Origin of the sequence: Streptomyces sp. NRRL WC-3742 (assembly GCF_000720635.1) — a bacterium.
Taxonomy (GTDB): domain Bacteria; phylum Actinomycetota; class Actinomycetes; order Streptomycetales; family Streptomycetaceae; genus Kitasatospora.
The window spans coordinates 1-15,774 of sequence record NZ_JOCF01000028.1 but is presented as its reverse complement, the minus strand read 5'-3'; the positions used below and the strand labels follow the sequence as shown (position 1 = coordinate 15,774).

At 73.4% G+C, this 15,774-nt stretch carries 12 protein-coding genes and 2 pseudogenes; 4 read left to right on the top strand and 10 right to left on the bottom strand.

The features are described from left to right. Positions 1–225 precede the first annotated feature (225 nt). The 3 genes from IH61_RS0117080 (at position 226) to IH61_RS0117070 (ending at position 3,424) form a co-directional block, all read left to right on the top strand. Complete coding sequence (locus IH61_RS0117080; RefSeq protein ID WP_031070538.1) at positions 226–1,536, top strand: extracellular solute-binding protein; 1,311 nt, start codon at positions 226–228, stop codon at positions 1,534–1,536. Positions 1,537–1,598: 62 nt separating this feature from the next. Further along, positions 1,599–2,579, top strand: coding sequence for a carbohydrate ABC transporter permease (locus IH61_RS0117075; protein ID WP_031070536.1), 981 nt, complete (start codon positions 1,599–1,601; stop codon positions 2,577–2,579). Further along, complete coding sequence (locus IH61_RS0117070; protein WP_031070534.1) at positions 2,576–3,424, top strand: carbohydrate ABC transporter permease; 849 nt, start codon at positions 2,576–2,578, stop codon at positions 3,422–3,424. The genes IH61_RS0117075 and IH61_RS0117070 overlap by 4 nt, the downstream gene beginning before the upstream one ends. A 53-nt stretch (positions 3,425–3,477) precedes the next feature. On the opposite strand, the gene IH61_RS0117065 is transcribed toward IH61_RS0117070, so the two are convergent. Beyond that, entirely contained in the window at positions 3,478–4,122 is a 645-nt protein-coding gene (locus IH61_RS0117065; RefSeq protein ID WP_031070532.1) for an alpha-ketoglutarate-dependent dioxygenase AlkB, read from the bottom strand. 184 nt (positions 4,123–4,306) lie between these two features. Between IH61_RS0117065 and IH61_RS0117060 the strand changes: the two genes are divergently transcribed. Beyond that, on the top strand, positions 4,307–4,828 hold the full coding sequence (locus IH61_RS0117060) for a universal stress protein (RefSeq protein ID WP_051837252.1): 522 nt from the start codon (positions 4,307–4,309) through the stop codon (positions 4,826–4,828). A 13-nt stretch (positions 4,829–4,841) separates the two neighbouring features. Here IH61_RS0117060 and IH61_RS0117055 read toward each other — a convergent pair whose 3' ends face one another. The 9 genes and pseudogenes from IH61_RS0117055 to IH61_RS0117020 form a co-directional block, all read right to left on the bottom strand. Further along, positions 4,842–6,443 carry an amidohydrolase gene (locus IH61_RS0117055; RefSeq protein ID WP_031070528.1) on the bottom strand — a complete coding sequence of 534 codons (1,602 nt, stop codon included), beginning with the start codon at positions 6,441–6,443 and terminating at the stop codon, positions 4,842–4,844. Next, entirely contained in the window at positions 6,440–7,285 is an 846-nt protein-coding gene (locus tag IH61_RS0117050) for a PaaX family transcriptional regulator C-terminal domain-containing protein (RefSeq protein ID WP_037972921.1), read from the bottom strand. Before IH61_RS0117050 ends, IH61_RS0117055 begins: the two co-directional genes overlap by 4 nt. 38 nt (positions 7,286–7,323) lie before the next feature. Then, the gene (locus tag IH61_RS0117045) at positions 7,324–8,079 is read right to left on the bottom strand and encodes an Asp/Glu racemase (protein WP_031070524.1); all 756 of its coding nucleotides are present in this window, start codon (positions 8,077–8,079) and stop codon (positions 7,324–7,326) included. Positions 8,080–8,157: 78 nt separating this feature from the next. Then, the gene (locus tag IH61_RS0117040; RefSeq protein ID WP_031070522.1) at positions 8,158–9,063 is read right to left on the bottom strand and encodes a fumarylacetoacetate hydrolase family protein; all 906 of its coding nucleotides are present in this window, start codon (positions 9,061–9,063) and stop codon (positions 8,158–8,160) included. A gap of 16 nt (positions 9,064–9,079) precedes the next feature. After that, positions 9,080–10,231 (bottom strand): cupin domain-containing protein, encoded by a 1,152-nt coding sequence (locus tag IH61_RS0117035; RefSeq protein ID WP_051837250.1) that lies wholly within the window; start codon positions 10,229–10,231, stop codon positions 9,080–9,082. Then, complete coding sequence (locus IH61_RS0117030; protein WP_031070517.1) at positions 10,228–11,199, bottom strand: carbon-nitrogen hydrolase family protein; 972 nt, start codon at positions 11,197–11,199, stop codon at positions 10,228–10,230. Before IH61_RS0117030 ends, IH61_RS0117035 begins: the two co-directional genes overlap by 4 nt. 8 nt (positions 11,200–11,207) lie before the next feature. Continuing rightward, positions 11,208–13,601: an FAD-dependent monooxygenase gene (locus IH61_RS0117025; RefSeq protein WP_051837249.1), complete on the bottom strand. Its 2,394-nt coding sequence runs from the start codon at positions 13,599–13,601 to the stop codon at positions 11,208–11,210. Next, positions 13,598–13,921 (bottom strand): annotated as a pseudogene (locus IH61_RS48555) (acyl-CoA thioesterase); the annotation flags it as partial. The pseudogene IH61_RS48555 and the gene IH61_RS0117025, both read right to left, overlap by 4 nt. Before the next feature lie 138 nt (positions 13,922–14,059). Then, positions 14,060–15,658, bottom strand: a pseudogene (locus IH61_RS0117020) (AMP-binding protein); the annotation flags it as partial. Positions 15,659–15,774 lie beyond the last annotated feature (116 nt).

Below are 15,774 nucleotides of genomic sequence, written 5' to 3'. Positions count from 1 at the left end.
AACGTTGTGCAGTGCAAAACTTCACGAACCCCCTCTTGTTGGGGTCGATCGTGCCCGCTTAACGTCCCTGCCACGAGCAGGCCACGACGCCCACCCGAAGCGCCGCACCCTGCCGCACCCCCACCAACTCACCCACCATCGGCCCCGGTCAGGGCCTGCTTCGACGTGCCCGTCCCCAGCGGCGCACGTCTCGGCGGCAACTGTCGGGAGGGGAGGTCTCCACCCATGCGACTCACCGGACGGACCGCGATCGCCGCCCTGCTCGCCGCCGGATGCCTGGCCGCCACCGCCTGCGCCCCGGGCACCGCCGCGCCGGCCGGCGACAGAGCGGCCGACGACCGGACGGGCACCCTGAAGGTCTGGCTGTTCAACGAGGCGGGCAACGCGGCCAAGGAGGCCGTGATCGCCAAGGCCGTCACCGAGTTCCAGACCTCCCACCAGGGCGTCACCGTCAACGTCAGCTACATCGACACCGACGCCGCCGCCCGCGCCGCCAAGATGAAGGGCGCCTTCAACGACCCCAACAGCGCCCCCGACCTGGTCGAGTTCGGCAACACCGACCTGCCCGGCTACGTCGCCGCGGGCGGCCTCGCCGAGATCGGCACCGAACTCGACAAGTGGAAGGACAAGGCCGACCTCGACCCGGTGATCGCCAGGACCGCCGTCGTCGACGAGAAGACCTACGGCCTGCCCTGGTGGGTCGCCGTGCGGGCGCTGTACTACCGCACCGACCTGTTCGCCGAGGCCGGGCTCAACCCGCCCACCTCGTACGCCGAACTGGTCGCCGCCACCCAGAAGATCCACGGCGCGCACCAGGACACCTTCGGCATCGCCGTCGGCGGCAAGTACACCTTCGGCGCGCTGCCCTTCGTCTGGGACGCGGGCGGCGACATCGCCACCAAGGACGGCGCCACGTACAAGGCGTCCATCGACTCGCCCGCCTCCCAGGCCGGCGTCAAGCGCTACACCGACCTGTTCGGCGCGGACGGCTGCCCCGCCCAGCAGTGCGCGGACCTCACCGGCGGCAAGACCGTCGACCTGTTCGCCGCCGGCAAGTCCGCGATGGCGATCCTGCCCAACTCCAGCCGCAGCAAGGTGGACGCGGGCCCCGTCAAGGGCAGGTACGGCGTGGTCCCGCTGCCCGGCGAGAAGGCAGGATCCATCGCCCCCGCCTTCGCCGGCGGCAACAACCTCGGCGTCATGAAGGCGGCCAAGCACCGCACCCTGGCCGTCGAGTTCGCCGAACTGCTCGCGAGCCCCGCCTACCAGGAGCAGATGTACGACGCGATGGGCAACCTGCCGACGCTCAAGTCCGTCAGCGGCAAGGTCGCGGCCAAGGACGCGTTCCTCAAGCCGTTCACCGACACCATCGCGGCCGGGACGAAGTTCGTGCCGCTGGACCAGGCGTGGGCGCAGATCGACGCGCAGTCGGTCGTCCCGACCATGCTCCAGCAGGTCGTCACCGGCAAGGCGGACGTGGCCAAGGCGTCCACCGACGCCGCGGCGCAGATCAACTCGGCCTTCGCGGCCCACTGATCGCCTTCACCGCTGATCGGCTCCAGGACTGAGCAGTCTGCGACAGAGAGCAGGTCCCGCACGTGTCCGTACCCACCACGACCGCCCCGACGGCGCCGCCTTCCTCCCGCGGGCGCCGTGGGGGTGAGGCGCCGGCCGCACCCCCGGGCGGCCGGCGCCGCAGGCCACCGCTGCTGCTGCTCCTGCCCGCCGCGGTCATCCTGATCCCGCTGGTCGCCTACCCGATCTACCAGCTCGGACTGCTGTCCGTACTGGACTTCGGGCAGGCGCAGGCGTCCGGGGGCGCGCCGACCTCCTTCGTCGGCTTCGGGAACTACGCGAAGATCCTGGAGGACGACCAGTTCTGGACGGTGCTCGTCCAGACGATCGGCTTCGCCGCGTTCTGCGTGGTCGCCACCCTGGCCGTCGGCGCCACCCTCGCCGTGCTGCTCACCAAGGTCGGCCGCCGGCCCCGGCTGCTGCTCACCACGGCGGCGATGGCGGCCTGGGCGGCGCCGGCGATGACCGGCTCGACGGTGTGGAGCTTCCTGTTCGACACCAACCTGGGCCTGGTCAACCACACGCTGGAGCGGATCGGGCTCAGCGGCTTCCACGAGTTCAACTGGTTCTACGACAGGTGGACGGCGTTCCTGATCGTCGGCGCCGTGGTGGTCTGGCACTCCTTCCCCTTCGTGATGGTCACCCTCTACGCGGGCATCCGCGCCATCCCCGAGGAGATCCACGAGGCCGCCGCCCTCGACGGCGCCGGTACCTGGACCACCTTCCGCCGGATCACCGCGCCGATGCTGCGGCCGATCCTGACCATCGTGGTGATCCAGTCCGTGATCTGGGACTTCAAGGTCTTCACCCAGATCTACGTCATGACCAACGGCGGCGGCATCGCCGGCCAGAACCTCGTGCTCAACGTGTACGCGTACCAGAAGGCGTTCGCCTCCTCGCAGTACGGACTGGGCGCGGCGATCGGCGTGATCATGCTGTTGATCCTGGTGATCCCGACCGCCTTGTACATCCGCAGCCTGCGACGGACGGGGAACGAGCTGTGAACACGCGCAGGAAGTGGCGCCTCGCCGCCGACGTGTCGGCGATCGTGGTGGCGGTGGTGACCGCCTTCCCGATCTTCTGGATGGTCCTGTCGGCGTTCAAGCCCAAGGGCGAGGTGCAGTCGCTGGACCCGAAGCCGTGGACGGCGCACCCGACGCTGGAGAGCTTCCGTCAGGTGCTCAGCGTGGACGGCTTCGGGCGGTACTTCGTCAACAGCGTGGTGGTCGCGCTGTCGGTGGTGGTGCTGTCGGCGGTGGTGGTGTTCCTGGCGGCGGTGGCCGTGACCAGGTTCAGGTTCCGCTTCCGGACCACGATCATGGTGATGTTCCTGATCGCCCAGATGATCCCGGTCGAGGCGATGACCATCCCGCTGTTCTTCATGTTCCGCGACGCCGGGACCCTCGCCCCCGGCGTCGGGCTGAACACCCTGGCCTCGCTGGTGCTGGTGCAGTTGGCGTTCTCGCTGCCGTTCGGGATCTGGATGATGCGCGGCTTCGTCGCCGCCGTGCCGGTCTCCATCGAGGAGGCGGCGCAGATCGACGGGGCCGGCCGCACGCGCATCCTGTGGCGCATCCTGCTGCCGCTGGTGGCGCCCGGGCTGGCGGCGACCAGCGTGTTCTCCTTCATCGCGGCGTGGAACGACTTCGTGTTCGCCAAGACGTTCATCATCAGCGCGACCGAGAACCAGACGCTGCCCTCGGCGCTGCTGGTCTTCTTCAAGCCGGACGAGAACGACTGGGGCGGCATCATGGCGGCGTCCACGCTGATGACGGTGCCGGTGCTGATCTTCTTCATCGCGGTGCAGCGCAAGCTGGTCTCGGGCCTGGCCGGGGCTGTCAAGGACTGAGGGGCGCGGTCAAGGGCTGAGGGGCGCGGACGTCAGGGCCCGGGTCCTCGGGCTCAGGCCACCCCCCGCGGGCGGAACTGGATGCTGATCCGGGGGCCCACCGGGCGGGCGGTCTTGGGGACGGCGTGCTCCCAGGTGCGCTGGCAGGAGCCGCCCATCACCACGAGGTCCCCGTGGCCGATCGGGCGGCGGACGACCGTCCCGCCGCCGTGGCGCGGGCGCAGGGCGAGGACGCGCGGCTCGCCGACCGAGAGGATCGCCACCATGGTGTCCTCCCGGGCGCCGCGCCCGATCCGGTCGCCGTGCCAGGCGACGCTGTCGCGGCCGTCGCGGTAGTAGCAGAGGCCGAGGGTGCGGAAGGGCTCGCCGAGTTCGGGCGCGTAGTGCCGGCTCAGGGCCGTACGGGCCTCGCCCAGGACGGGGTGCGGGGGCTCGGCGTCCGCCGGGTAGGAGGCGAGCAGGCGCGGGACGTCGACCGTTCGGTCGTACATCTCGCGCCTTTCGGCGCGCCAGGGGACCTCGGCGGCCAGCTGTTCGAACAGCTGGTCGGCGCCGTGGAGCCAGCCGGGCAGGACGTCCAGCCAGGCGCCGTCGCCGAGTTCCAGCCGCCGCAGGCCCGTGAGCGGGCCCAGGCGGACGCCCCCGGCGGCCGGGGCGTCGTCGAACAGCGAGGGCTGGAGGTGGACGGTGCCGTGCATGGGGCCAGCGTACGCCCTGAATCGAACGGGTGCTCGAATTGGCGGACCTGGGGGCGTAGGGCACCGTGGATTTTGCGATACAAGGGTGGATCGGAGGTTAGGGCTTCGATTTGAAGGCTTGATGGCGACTGTGGGAGTGTTATCGCAGACACTGGATCGGTTTGGCATCGGAGAACGAAGGATCATGTCGGACGTCGCGCGCGTCATCGTCGGAGTCAGCGGTTCGCTGCACAGCCTGACCGCCCTGCACCGGGCGGCGGACGAGGCACGGGCCCGGCGGGCCGTTCTGGTGCCGGTGCTGGCCTGGGCCCCGGTCGGCGGCGAGCGCAACTACCGGGCGCGGCCCTGCCCGTCGCTGCTGCGCGCCTGGCAGCAGGCGGCCGGTGCCCGGCTGGGGTCCGCGCTGGAGGAGGCGTTCGGCGGGCTGCCGATCGGGGTGCCGATGGAGCCGATGGTGGTGCGCGGGGAGCCCGCCGAGGTGCTGACCGGCCTGGCCGACCGGCCCGGGGACCTGCTGGTGATCAGCGCCGGACGGCAGGGCCTGGTGCGCGGTCGGGCGCACCGGCTGCTGCGCGGGTCGGTCCGTCGCCGGTGCCTGGACCGGGCGCGTTGCGGCGTGCTGGTCGTCCCGCCGTCCACGCTGCACGCGGACCTGCGGGCGCTGCACCGGGACGGGGTCGACCTGCGGGAGCTGGTGGCCGCTTAGGCCCCGTCCGGGCCTAGACCGTGCGGCCGTCGACGATCGTCCGGGTGGGCCTGAGGTCGTGCAGCCGCTCGACCGGGCAGGTCAGCGGGTCGACCGGCCAGAGGGTGAGGTCCGCCAGGGCGCCGGGCCGCAGGCTGCCGCGCAGGGTGCTCTCGCCGGTGAGGCGGGCGGCGTTGACGGTGTGCAGGGCGATGGCCTCGGTGCGCGAGAGGGCGTGCTCGGGGCCGAGCACCCCGGCGGTGGTGTCGCGGGTGGTCATGCCCCAGACGGAGAGCATCGCCCCGTACGGTCCGATCGGGAAGTCCGAGCCGGCGGAGAGTTCGGCGCCCTCGTCCAGCCACTCGCGCAGCGGGAAGACGGCGGTGGTGCGCTCCTCGCCCCAGGCGCGGCGCAGGGTGAGCGCGCCGTCGTGCAGCAGGGGGTGCTGGACGGTCACCGGGATGCCGAGGGCGACGGCCCGGGCGCGCTGGTCGGCGCGGGCGAGGCCCCCGTGCTCGACCACCAGGGTGCCGGGCGCCAGGCCCGGGCGGCGCTTGACGACCTGCTCGAAGACGTCCAGCAGGACGCGCAGCCCGCGGTCGCCCCAGGCGTGCACGCCGACGCGCCAGCCGCGTTCGACCACCCGGTCCACCGCCGCGACCAGGTCCTCCGGCTCCCAGAGCAGGTGGCCGTGGTAGCAGGGCTGCCCCTCGTAGTGCTCCTCCAGCGCGCCCGCCTCGAAGCCGCCGTCGATGCCGAACTTCACGCCCCACAGGCTCAGTCGCCCGTCGTCGCGGCCGGAGGCGCGCCAGTCGTCCATCCGGTCCAGCAGCGCGTCGACCTGCTCTCGGGTGCGGGCGGCGAAGCCGGAGACCAGGACCCGGACCCGGACGGCGAGGGCGCCCTCGGCGCGGGCCGCGTCCAGGACGTCCAGGTCCTCGAGCGGGACGGCGCAGTCGCGGACGGTGCCGATGCCCGTCGCGGCGTACGCGGCGGAGGCGGCGCGCAGGCCCTCGACGCGCTCGGCGAGGCCGGGGCGGGGCAGGACCTGCTCGACGGGCTCGATGGCCCGGTTGATCAGCCGGCCGGTCATCCGGCCCCGGTCGTCGCGCTCGATCACGCCGCCGGGCGGGGCCTCGGTCTCCTCGGTGATCCCGGCCAGGCGCAGCGCGGCCGAGTTGAGCACCATGTTGTACGCGCCGCGGCGCACCAGCACCGGGTGGTCGGTGGTGACGGCGTCCAACTCGGCGGTGGTGGGCATGCGTTGCTCGGCGAGGAGGACCTCCTGCCAGTTGACCGTGGTGGTGATCCAGCGGCCGGCCGGGGTGGTGGCGGCGCGCTCGCGGATCAGGTCGAGGAAGCCGGCGAGGTCGCGGGCCCGGTGGACGGGGACGCCGTGGACGCTGTGGGCGGCCATCACCAGGTGGGTGTGGGTGTCGTCGAAGGCCGGGAGCACGGTGGCGTCGGGGGCGTCGACCACTTCGGTGCCCGGGCCGATCAGGGCGTCGAGGCCGTCGGGTTCGGCGGCCAGGGCGGTGATCCGGCCGCCGCTGACGGCGATCGCCCGCCGCGGCGGCTCGCCGGGGACGAGGGTGTGCACGGTGGCGCGGATCAGCAGGTCGGCGCGGTCGTTCATGGTGACTCCTGAGGGTGGGAGAGTCCGGTGACCTTCTCGACGTACCGCAGGCTCGGCTCGGCCAGCTTCCCGTGCAGCTCGGCGAAGACGGCGCGGGCGGCTCCGGCGCTCCAGGTGTCGGGCAGCAGCGGCTCGGGCAGCCCGGGGTCGAGGTAGGGGAGGCGGCGCCACCGGGTGAGCATCGGCACGTAGCTGCGGAAGGCTTCGGCCGGGCCTTCGGTGCGCGGTCCCTGCGCGACCGGGCGCCAGGCGTCGGAGAAGGCCGCGTACTGCGCGTCGATCGCCGGGAGGTCCCACCAACTCGCCACCGCCGTACGGAGATCGGCGAAGCCGGCGTACTCGGCGGAGAGGAAGAGGTGGACGTAGGCGCTCAGGTCCAGGCGCTCCAGCAGCCGCCGGGCGTCCGGCAGCAGCCGGGCGGGCGCCAGCCAGACGCCGGGGGCGGCGTTGCCGAAGCCGAGTCGGCTGAGTTGGGAGCGCAGCTGGTGGCGGTGGGCGCGGGCGGACTCGGGGACGGAGAAGACGGCGACCACCCAGCCGTCGGCGAGGTCGGCGGGCTCCAGGCTGTGGAAGATCCGGCGGTCGCCCTCCTCGAACACCGGCTCCACGGCGGGGGCGAGGCGGTAGCCGGTGGCGCCACGGCGCTCCTGGAGCAGGGTGCCGGCCTTCTTCAGCCGGGAGATGGCCGAGCGGACGGCGGGGCCGTCGACGTCCAGCTCGGCCATCAGGGCGATGAGATCGGCGATCGATATCCAGCCGCCGAGGCGGCGGACGAACTCGCCGTAGACGGTGTGGATCAGGGAGCTGGGGCGGGGAAGCGCGCTCTGCGGCGTCTGCGGCATGTGCGGGCCCTCCTCCCCGGTGGTCCCGGTGATCATAACTACGGGTACTCGCCCGAGAGCAGCCGCCCCGCTCCGGGGGCGAAGGCGGGCAGGCCGAGGGCGCGCAGCAGTTGGTGGGTGGTGCAGATCGAGGCCGAGACGACCGGTTTGCCGAGGAGCTGTTCGGCCTCCTCCACGGCGGTCAGGGACGGCAGTTGGACGCAGGCGGAGAGCACCACGGCGTCGGCCTCGGTGTGGGCCAGGCCCTTGGCGATGCCGGGCAGTTTGGCGGGGTCGTGCGCGGCCACGTCCAGGTTGTCGGCGATCTCCAGGGCGGCGTGGTCGAGCACCTCGATGCCCTCCTCGGCGAGGTAGCCGACGACCGTACGGGCGAGCGGGCGCATGTAGGGGGTGACCATGGCGACCCTGCGGGCGCCGAGGGTCTGCAGCCCGGCGACCAGGGCGCCCGCGCTGGTGACCACGGGCGCCGGGGCGCCGTTGCCGACGGTGCGCCGGTGCAGGCGCCGTTCGGCCTCGCGGTGGTAGCCGGGGCCGGTGGCCATGACGGCGACCAGGCAGGCGTAGCCGATCACGTCCACCCGGGCGTCGGAGAGTTCGAGGGCGCAGCGGTCCGACTCGGCGTCCATGGCGCGCAGTTGCTCGGGGGTGACCCTGGTCATCCGCATGCGGCTGGAGTGGAAGGTGAACCGCTCGGGGGCGACGGCCTCGCGGGCGCGCAGCAGGGCGGGGACCTCGGTCTCCATGGTGACGTTGGAGCTGGGGACGATCTGGCCTATCCGGTACGTGGGCGGCATCGGCGGGCCTGTTCCTTTCCTTCGGCCGGGCTTCTCGACAGGCTTCTCGACGGGCCTCTCAGCGGGCCTCCCAATGTTTCAGCGGGCCTCTCGACGGGCGTCGGCCACGGGGTTGGTGAGGGTGCCGATGCGCTCGACGGTGGCCGCGACGAGGTCGCCGGGCTGGAGGAACTGCGGCGGGACCATGCCGGAGCCGACGCCGGAGGGGGTGCCGGTGGCGATCACGTCGCCGGGTTCGAGGGTCATGCCGGAGGAGATGTCGGCGATCAGCCGGGCGACGCCGAAGAGCATGTGGCGGGTGTTGGAGCTCTGGCGCAGCTCGCCGTTGACGGTGAGCGAGAGGTCGAGGCGCTGGGGGTCGGGGACCTCGTCGGCGGTGACCACGACCGGGCCGAAGGGGGCGTAGCCGTCCTGGCCCTTGGAGAAGAACCACTGGCCCGAGCGGCGCTGGTCACGGGCGCTGACGTCGTTGACGATGCTGTAGCCGAACACGTGCCGCAGGGCGTCCTCCTCCGACACCCGGAAGGCGGACTCGCCGATGACCACGGCGAGTTCGCACTCGTAGTCCAGCTGCTTGGTGAGGTCGGCATTGTGCGGGATCGGCGCGCCGGGGCCGGTGACGGAGGTGGAGGGCTTGCCGAACAGGAGCGGACGGTCCGGGAGTTCGCGGTCGGTGTCCAGGGCGCGGTGCGACTCCTCCACGTGCTCCACGTAGTTGAGGCCGACGCCGACGATCTTCCCGGGGCGCAGCGGGGCGCAGAGCGCCACCTCGGCGAGCGGGCGGGTGGCCGGGTGCGTGCCGAGCAGTTCCCGGGTGAGGTCCAGGGCGGGCTGTCCGGCGCGGACCAACCCGAGGAGGTCGCCGGGCAGTTCGACGCCGGCCGCGCTCGCGAGGGCCGTCAGGTCGGCGAGGCGGTCGGTGCCGATCCGGGCGCCGAGGCGCGGGGTGGCGTCGCCGTCCGTGCGGAAGGTGAGTAGGTGCATCGGGCTGTCTCCTGGATCAGGCGGTGGTGGGCTGGTGGCCGTCGGGGTGCGCTTCCTCGCGGAAGAGGCCGAGGGAGTGCATCACCGGGAAGTCGTTGAAGGAGAACAGGCAGGCGTCCTCGCCCCGGTCGAGGTTCTCGTGTTCGTGCCAGGCCCACGAGGGGACGACGAAGATGTCCCCTCGGGTCCATTCGAAGCGCTGTCCGGCGATCACCGAGACGCCCCGCCCCTGGGCGGCGGTGTAGACCACCGAGCCGGTGTGCCGGTGGGCGCGGGTGGCCTGGCCGGGGCGCAGCAGTTGCAGGTGGGCGCCCATGGTGGGCATGACCGATCCGCCGGCGACGGGGTTGGTGTACTCCATGATCACGCCGTCGTAGGGCGATCCCTCGCCGGTGCGGGCGAGTTGCCGCAGCGCGTCGTAGCTGGGCTCCCAGGGCCAGCCGAGCAGCGGGGAGTACGGGCGGGTCCACTTCTCGACGCCGTACGGGAGCAGGTTGCCGCCGTGGCTGAGCAGGGAGGAGTTCACCACCGGGCCCGGGCGCTGGTAGAGCTCGGGGTGGACCTCGTAGAAGTTGGCGTCGAGGGTGTTGACCAGCGGGATGTCCAGGCCGTCCTGCCAGATGACCGGCTCGTCCTCGGACTCGTTCCCGTGCTCGTGCCAGGTGCCGTTGGGGGTGATGGCGAAGTCGCGCGGGCCGACCTTGAGCTTCTGGCCGTCGACGATCGTCCAGGCGCCGACGCCCTCGTGGACGAAGCGCAGGGCGGCGGCCTGGTGGCGGTGGGCGGTCATCGCCTCGCCGGGGCCCATGATCTGCAGGCCCGTGTACAACAGGCCGACGGCGGCGCTGAGTTCGCGGCGTCCGGGGTTGACGAGCATCACCACCCGGCGTCCGGCGTCGTCGGCCTTGACCAGCGGCAGGGCCTTCCTGACCAGCGGGCGCAGGTCCTCGTAGCGCCACAGGACGGGGACGGACCTCGGCTGCGGGTACCAGGGCTCGATCTCGTTGGCGACCGTCCACAGGGCGCCGGCCTGGACCTTGGCCAACTCCTCGTAGTAGGCGAGCAGTTCCGGGCTGTCGGTGACGCGGGCCCGGCCGATCCTGTCGTCGTCGAAGGTTGCGTCGTGCGTTGCGTCGTGCGTTCCTTCGTCGAAGGGGGTGCTGGTCATGACTGCTCCTCGGGGAACACCAGGGGCCGCAGCGGGCGGTCGTCCACGTGCAGCCGGAAGACGTCGAAGCGGTTGTAGTGGCCGACGATGTCGTGCATCTGCTTGGGCTGGATGCAGCGGGCGAGGTCGATCTCGGCGTAGACGATGCCCTCCTCGTCCACCAGCGGCTCGGTGACCGGGCGGCCGTCCGGGCCGAAGACTCCGGACAATGCGGCGTGGGGCCGGGCGAGTTGCTTGCGCACCAGCGGGTCGTCCCCGGCGATCAGGTCGGCGATCTCGGGGGAGATCGTGGAGCAGGAGACCACCGTGAACAGCTTGCCCTCGAAGCAGTGGGCGGCCGTGCGCAGGGTGATCGCCTCCGCCATGTCGTAGTCCTCGGGGGCCACCGGCAGGGCGATGTAGCAGGCGGCGTGCACGAGTTCGCCCTGCGCCATCAGGGTGAAGCGGGCCAGCGGGTTGGTGTTCTCGCCGCAGGCGAGGGCGCCGAGCGGGCCGACGGACGTGCGGTGGACGCGCAGGGTGCTGCCGTCGCCCTGGGTCCAGGTCAGCTTCTCGGCCCAGGTCGGCACCAACTTGCGGTGGGCGGCGAGGAGTTCGCCGTCATCGCCGATGATCAGCAGGGTGTTGTGGAGCACCCCGAGGCTGTGCCGGCCGCGCTCGTTGACGCCGATCACCACGACCACCCCGGCCCGCCGGGCGGCGGCGCACAGCGCCTCCACGTGCGGGCCGGGCACGTCGACGGCGGCGCGGTAGAGCCGCTCGTACCAGGGGGAGCCCTGGACCGGGGTCATCGTCCAGTTCCAGTACGGGTAGCCGGGGACGAAGACCTCGGGGAAGACGACCAGGGAGGCGCCGTTGCGGGCCGCCTCGTGGATGAGGGCGACGGCCTTGTCCACGGTGGCGGCCGGGTCGAGGTAGACGGGGGCCGTCTGGACGGCGGCGGCGGTGAAGCGGGGGAGGTCCAGCACGGTCGCGTTCACTCCTCGGGCGAGGTCGGTGCGGCGGGCGAGGTCGGTGCGGCGGGCGCGGGCGCGCCCGGGTGCCAGCGGCGGTGGACCGGCGGGGCGGGGGCGCGCAGCAGGTGCAGGCGCGGGGCGACGCGGTCGGCGCCGGGGCCGGGCGGCTTGCGGCTGCCCGCCGCCCAGGGGTGCGGCCAGGGCGCGGCCGGGCCCCGGTAGCCCTGTTCGGCGGCGGCGTGCAGCGTCCACAGCGGGTCGTACAGGTGGGCGCGGCCGACGGCGACCAGGTCGGCGCGGCCCGCCAGCAGGACGGAGTTGGCGTCGTCGTGGCCGGAGATCGCGCCGACGGCGACGGTCGGCAGGCCCGTGGCGGCGCGCACCAGCTCGGCGAAGGGCGTCTGGTAGCCGCGCCCGTACGGCGGTTCCTGGTGCGCCACCACCTCGCCGGTGGAGACGTCCACCGCGTCGGCCCCGGCCTCGCCGAGGGCGCGGCAGACGGCCACCGCCTCGGCCTCCGTGGTGCCGCCGGGCGCCCAGTCGCTCGCCGAGATCCGCACCAGCAGGGGCCGCCCGGCGGGCCAGGCCGTTCGGACGGCGGTGAGGACCTCCAGGGGCAGGCGCAGCCGGTGGGCGAGCGGGCCGCCGTAGCGGTCGGTGCGGCGGTTGGTGAGCGGCGAGAGGAAGGAGGAGAGCAGGTGGCCGTGGCCGAACTGGAGCTCCAGTACGTCGAACCCGGCGCGGGCGGCTCGGTCGGCGGCTTCCGCGAAGTCCCGGGTGACGGCGGCGAGTTGGTCCGAGGTGGCGGCCCGGGGGGCGGGGTACCCGGGGGCCCAGGGCTGGGGGGAGGGGGCGATCGTGGGCCAGCCGTCGTCCGAGGGGAGTGGCAGGCCGACGCCGTCCGGTCCCGGCGGGGCGGTGGCGGCGCGGCGGCCGGCGTGGGTGAGCTGGAGGCCGAGCGGGGTGTCGCTCACCGACCGTACGGCGGAGAGGAGTTCGCGCCAGGCGGCCTCCTGCCGGTCGTTCCAGAGGCCGGGGCAGTGGTCGGTGGCCCGGCCCTCGGGGCTGACGGCCGTCATCCCGGCGATCACCAGCGCGGCGCCGCCGAGCGCCAGGCCGGTCAGCTGGGCCCGGTCGAAGGCGCTGGGCAGGGCGTCCGGCGAGGTGAAGGTGGCCAGCGGCGGCGCCACGATGCGGTTGCGCAGCTCCAGCGCGCCCAGCTTCAGCGGCCGGAACATCGGCGCCACCCCGGGGGAGCCGCCGACGGCGGTGTCCACGGCCTCGACGAAGGCCGGGTCGCGCTCGCGCAGGTTGCCGTAGGTGACGCGGCGGCTGCGGGTGAGCAGGTTGAAGGCGAACTGGTCGGCGCCCTGCCCGGTGCGCCGTCCGACCGTCTCGAACCACTCCAGGCTGGCCTGGGCGGCGCGCTGGGTGGACTCCACGACGGGCCGGCGCTCCGCCTCGTACGCGGCCAACGCCCCCTCCAGGGTGGGTTGTTCGCCCAGCGCGGCGGCCAGGGCCAGCGCGTCCTCCAGGGCGAGCTTGGTGCCGGAGCCGATCGAGAAGTGCGCGGAGTGCGCGGCGTCGCCGAGCAGTACGAGGTTGCGGTGGTGCCAGCGGGCGTTGCGCACGGTGGTGAAGCGGATCCAGCGGGAGGCGTTGGGGATCAGCCGGTGGCCGCCGAGGTGGGCGGCGAGCAGTTCGGCGCAGCGCTCGACGCTCGCCGTGTCGCTCTCGCCGCGCGCGAACTCCCGTGCGGCGAGGGCCTCGAAGCCCGCGCGGCGCCAGTCCGCCTCGGCGAGTTCGACGATGAAGGTCGAGCGGGTGGCGCTGTACGGGTAGGCGTGCACCAGGACGGTGCCGAAGTCGAACCGCTCGACGATGAAGGTGAAGGCTTCCAGGGGCAGGTCGGTGGCGAGCCAGATGTAGCGGCTGTGTCGCGCGTCCAGCTCGGGGCGGAAGGCGTCGGCGAAGGCCGCGCGGGTGGCCGAGTGGATGCCGTCGGCGGCCACCACCAGGTCGTACCCGCAGGCGAGTTGGTCCACGGGCGGGGCGGGGGTGCGGTAGCGGACGTCGACGGCCAGCTCGGCGCAGCGCTCCTGGAGGATGGCGCGCAGCCGGTTGCGGTCCAGGGCGGCGAAGCCGTGCCCGCCGCTGGTGCGCACCTGGCCCGCGTACCGGACGTCGATGTCGCTCCAGCGGGCGAACTCGGCGCCGATCGCGGCGAAGACCCGGGGGTCGGCCTGGGCGATGCCGTCCAGGGTCTCGTCGGAGAACACCACGCCGAAGCCGGACTCGGCCTCGCGGGCCTCGCGCTCGAAGACGGTGATCTCGCGGGACGGGTCCAACTGCTTGGCGAGCGCGGCGAAGTAGAGCCCGCCGGGCCCGGCGCCGATCACGGCGATCCGGGTCACCCGATCACCTCCTCGGCCTGGGGCCCGGCCTCGGCCAGGGCCCGGCGCACGGGCTCGGGCCAGGGCTCGGAACCCTTGCCGTGCGGGACGGCGTGCACCACGGACATCCGCCCGGCGGCGGCGAGGCCGCCCGGGCCGTGCACCTCGAAGGCGTAGTGCAGCGAGGAGCCGCCGACCCGCACCACCCGCAGTTCGGTGCGCACCACGTCCCCGAACCAGAGCCGCTCGCGGTAGTCGGCCTCGAAGTGCACCCGGGGGATGCGGCCGAACAGCTCCGCCAGGCCGAGCCGGCGCAGCAGCGCGGCCTCCGCCGCCTCCGCCCAGCGCTGCACGGCGGAGAAGTGGTAGTGCCCGGCGGCGTCCGTGTCCGACCACTCGACCCGGCGCTCGATGGCCACGCTCGCCGGTCCCGGTACCGCTCCCGGCTGCTGCTGCGGCGGGCGCTCGGCGGCCCGGCGGCGCAGTTCGGCGCGGTGCAGCTTGCCGGTGGCCGTGCGCGGCAGCTCCTGGACGAACTCCACGGCGCGCGGGTACTTGTACGGCGCGATGGCCGCCTTCACGTGGTCCTGGAGCGCCCGGGCGGTCTCCGGCCCGGCGGCCGCGCCCGGGCGCAGCACCACGTACGCCGTGACCACCGCGCCGCGCAGCTCGTCCGGTGCGCCGACCACCGCGCAGTCGGCCACGTCCGGGTGCGCGGCGAGCGCCTGCTCGACCTCGGGGCCGGCGATGTTGTAGCCGGCCGAGATGATCATGTCGTCGTTGCGGGCCCGGTACCAGAAGTAGCCCTCGCCGTCGCGGACGTAGGTGTCCCCGGTGAGGTTCCAGCCGTCGCGGACGTACGCGCGCTGGCGCTCGTCGTCGAGGTAGCGGCAGCCCGTCGGGCCCTTGACGGCGAGCAGCCCGGGCGTGCCGTCCGGCACCGGCTCGCCCCGCTCGTCCAGGACCGCCGCCCGGTAGCCGGGCACGGGCCGGCCGGTGGCGCCGGGGCGGATGTCCTCCCCGGCGGCCGAGATGAAGACGTGCAGCAGCTCGGTGGCACCGATGCCGTCGATCAGCCGCTTCCCGGTGGCCGCGTGGAACGCCTCCCAGACGGCGACGGGCAGCGGCTCCCCGGCCGAGACGCAGCTGCGCACCCCGGCGAGGCGGTCGGCGAGCCCGGCGGCGAGGACCGCCCGGTAGGCGGTGGGGGCGGTGAACAGCACGGTGGCGCCGTGGCGTCGGACCTGCTCGGTGAGCTGCTCGGGCGTGGCCTGCTCCAGCAGCAGGCTGGCGGCGCCGGCCCTCAGCGGGAAGACCAGCAGGCCCCCGAGGCCGAAGGTGAAGCCGAACGGCGGGGTGCCGGCGAACAGGTCCTCGGGCGTGGGCCGCAGCAGGTGGCGGGAGAAGGTGTCGGCGATGGCGAGCACGTCCCGGTGGAAGTGCAGGGTGGCCTTGGGGCGGCCGGTGGTGCCGGAGGTGAAGGCGATCAGCGCCACGTCGTCGGCGGCGGTGGCGACGGCCTCGAAGCCCGGGCGTTCGGCGGCGCTGAGGGCGGTGAGGTCCTCCGGGCCCGGGCCGCCGTACGGCAGGACCCGCAGGCCGGGGATGTCGGCGCGGTGAAGCTCGTCCAGGTAGCGGTGGTCGCACAGGGCGAGGACGGGCCGGGCGATGGCGTGCAGTTCGGTCAGCTCGGGGGCGCGCAGCAGCGGGACGGTGGTCACCACCACCCCGCCGGCCTTCAGGACGGCGAGCCAACAGGCCGCCAGGTGGGGCGTGTTGGGGCCGCGTAACAGCACCCGGTTGCCGGGGACGAGCCCGAGGCGGCCGGTCAGCAGCCGGGCGATCCGGTCGGTGCGGTCGCGCAGTTCGCCGTAGGTCCAGGCGGTGGTGGGGGTGAGCAGGCAGCGGCGGTCGGGGCCGAGGCGCTCGATGGTGTCGTCCAGCAGGGCCCGGGCGCAGTTGAGGCGGTCCGGGTAGGCCGACTCCGGCTGATCCAGGAGGAGTTCGGGCCACTGGTCGAAGGGCGGCAGGTGGTCTCGGCAGAACGTGTCCACGTGTGCGGAGGGCGACAGCTCCATGGGCGGGCACCTCATCGTGCGAGCGGGGAGTGAGGCCAGTATGGCGTGCTTGTGACGGCAGTCAAGAGAGCGATACACGCATTCGGGGGAGGGGCAGGTCGGGGGAGGGGTGGACG